This window comes from Gordonibacter sp. (genome assembly GCF_036667095.1).
Classification (GTDB): Bacteria; Actinomycetota; Coriobacteriia; order Coriobacteriales; family Eggerthellaceae; genus Gordonibacter.
Genome location: NZ_JAVWUP010000259.1, coordinates 1 through 2,991 on the forward strand (window position 1 = coordinate 1; position 2,991 = coordinate 2,991).

Consider the following 2,991-nt stretch of genomic DNA (forward strand, 5'->3'; position numbering starts at 1 on the left):
CCGAACTTCTCTTCGATCTCCTCGTCGGTGAGGCCGCACACGCGCAGCACGCGGCGCTGCTCGTCGGCGTTGTGGATGCGAATGGTGCCGCCGCCCACCTCGAAACCGTCCATGACCAGGTCGTAAGAATAGCTGCCGCATTCAAGCGGCGCGCTCTCGATCTTGTCCACGTCCTCGTCGAGCACGTGCGTGAAGGGATGGTGCTCGGCAGCGTACTTCTTCTCGTCGGCATCGTACTTGAACATGGGGAAGTTCACTACCCAAAGCAGCTGGTGTCCTTCACGCGGCACGTTCAGCGCCTCGGCCATATGCAGGCGCAGGGCGGAGAGCACGGCACTTGCCACCTCGTAGGTATCGGCCGCGAACAGCAGCAGGTCGCCCGGCTCCACGTTCATGGCCGTCTTCAGTGCGGCGAACTCCTCGTCGCTGAAGAACTTGATGATGGGGCTCTTCTCGTTGCCGTCGGTGGTGAACGCGATCCAGGCCATGCCCTTCGCGCCGTTGGCTGCAGCGATGTCGGCCAGCTTCTCCACCTCGCCACGGCTCCAATCGCCGGCACCCTTGGCGTTGATGGCCTTCACTACGCCACCAGACTGCGCCACGCTGGAGAATACCTTGAAGCCCGTGTCCTTCACGATGTCGGTGATGTCCGTGAGCTCCATGCCGAAGCGCGTGTCGGGGCGGTCGTTGCCGAAACGGTCCATGGACTCGGCATACTGCATGCGCTGCAGCGGAAACTCGTGGTCGACGCCCACGGCCTTCAGCGTCTCAGCCATGACGTCCTCCATGAGGTTCATGACGTCCTCGCCCTGCACGAAGCCCATCTCGATGTCTACCTGGGTGAACTCGGGCTGGCGGTCAGCACGCAAGTCCTCGTCGCGGAAGCACCGCGCAATCTGGTAGTAGCGCTCGATGCCGCCCACCATGAGCATCTGCTTGAACTGCTGGGGGCTTTGCGGCAGCGCGTAGAAGCGGCCCGGGTTCGGACGGCTGGGTACGATGTAGTCGCGCGCGCCTTCGGGCGTGGAGTTCGCCAGGATAGGTGTTTCCACCTCCAGGAAGCCGCGTTCGTTCAACGCCGTGCGCATGGACTGAGCCACCTTGTGGCGCAGGTGCAGCGCCTCGAACATCTCGGGGCGGCGGATATCCAGGTAGCGCCACTTCATACGCGTGATCTCGTCGGTCTCGATACCGTCTTCGATGGAGAAGGGCGGCGTAACCGAGGTGTTCAGCACCTCGACGGAAGTGGCGAGCACCTCGATGTCGCCCGTTTCCATGTTCGGGTTCACGGCCTCGGCGCCGCGATCGCGCACTTTGCCGGCGATTTTGAGTACGTACTCGCGGCCCAGGTGCTCGGCCTTGGCGAAGTCGTCGGCGCTCACGCAATCGGGGTCCACGACCACCTGCGTATAGCCCGCACGATCGCGCAGGTCGATGAATATGAGTCCACCGTGGTCACGGTTGTGCCATGCCCAACCGGCCAGTACGACCTCGCGGCCCACATCGCTTTTGCGCAGCTCGCCGCACGTCGCCGTATGCATACAGTATTCGTTCATGAAATCCGTCATAACGCTGTTTTCCTTGCTCCTTGGCCTTACTATTCCCTATCCGCCACGTCGCTGCCCCTGCCGGCTGCTCCTCAAGCGCCTGCTGGCTGTTCAAGCGAGCGGAATATTGCCTAAACCTGGCTATTGTACTGCAAGAAGGGCGCATCGGTCGAACTATGCGCCCACTCCATGTAAAATGCGCTGTGCAAGTCGTCCGTCGAGGTGCATGCCGAGGCGCCGCGCTAGAACTCGGTATCGACAAGCACGCAGTTCACGCCGTTGTCCAAGCAAAGCTTCTGCAGCTTGCGATCGAGCGTGAACAGCGTGGCAGCTTCCCGGCGCGCGAGGACGAAGTAGAATACATCGTATGTCGAATGATTAAGCCGAATTGATTCGGCAATCACTTCCGCGCAATTCGCAGCATCATCGCAATACTCATCCACCAAGAGCTGCGCCTTACGCATGCGCAAAACAGCCTCCTGCGCACTTAGTACACCAGCTTGCACATACTTTTTGAACGCGTGAGTCAATTCTGCATGCAGAAGCGACGGTGCCACTGCTTTTTCGCCCTCCACCATAAGTGCCCCGAGCGCATTTCCCTGGGTTGTTTCAAGCGCAATATTGACCGCAGCGTCGCAATCGAGAACGATCATGCTCCTACCACCCGTCCTACCTTGAAGTCCAGCATAGTTCTCTCCATTCGCTCGTCGAGTTCGCGCCCTCGCTCTTCGCGGCCTTGTCGCACAAGCTCCGCCACACTGGGGAAATCATCGGGTAATTCGATCTTCGGCAATGCATGTATCTCCGCGAATAACTCCTTGCGCTTTTTGATGCGCTCAGCTCGTTGCGCTTCCGTGTCGAAATCGAGGTAACGTGGCCTGCTCGCAACACGGTGCAGCGTCCCACCGTCCCAGTAATGGGAGGTGTTCTGTGCGGCAAGCATCTCTTCCACCGCCACGATGGTCTGCTGGGCAATGCTGCGGTGTTGGCTGGCGGCGTACGACTTCAACTGCTCGTATAGATCGTCCGGAAAATCTCGTACTTGCAAAGCTGGCATGACAGCTCCCTTCTGGTGCAATGTAATTTACATGCATTATACCTTTTTGAGGGCTAGAGGGCAATCAGGCACGTAGCATCGTCCACGGCGGCGGCGTTTGCCAGCCGGGTGGTGCTTCGCGTGAAAAGGAAGCATCTTTATGGACGTATTTGAATGCGCAGCAGTAGCTACGGCTATTCAGGTTGCGATCTGGTTGGTATTGGTCGCGATCAAAACGCTCGACCGAGTAAGGCGAATAGTACAAGGGAAGAAGAAAGCCGGACCCACCCTCAACAAGTGACCCGGCTCTAATCCAAACTAGCACCACCCGATCTGAGCGGGCGCCGCCGTCGAGTTTTATTCTAGCACGCACGAAGGATTCTCACTATAGCTTCATACAAGCAATAA

Annotated in this window: 3 protein-coding genes; all 3 read right to left on the reverse strand. The window is 59.0% G+C overall.

The annotated features are described in order from the left end of the window. Positions 1-1,568, reverse strand: a 1,568-nt coding sequence (gene aspS, locus RR842_RS13355; RefSeq protein ID WP_332730083.1) for an aspartate--tRNA ligase, incomplete at its 3' end; no start/stop codon positions are given. Between the two features lie 221 nt (positions 1,569-1,789). Then, positions 1,790-2,200 carry a type II toxin-antitoxin system VapC family toxin gene (locus RR842_RS13360; RefSeq protein WP_332711641.1) on the reverse strand — a complete coding sequence of 137 codons (411 nt, stop codon included), beginning with the start codon at positions 2,198-2,200 and terminating at the stop codon, positions 1,790-1,792. Then, entirely contained in the window at positions 2,197-2,604 is a 408-nt protein-coding gene (locus tag RR842_RS13365; protein WP_332513815.1) for an argininosuccinate lyase, read from the reverse strand. The genes RR842_RS13360 and RR842_RS13365 overlap by 4 nt, the downstream gene beginning before the upstream one ends. Positions 2,605-2,991 lie beyond the last annotated feature (387 nt).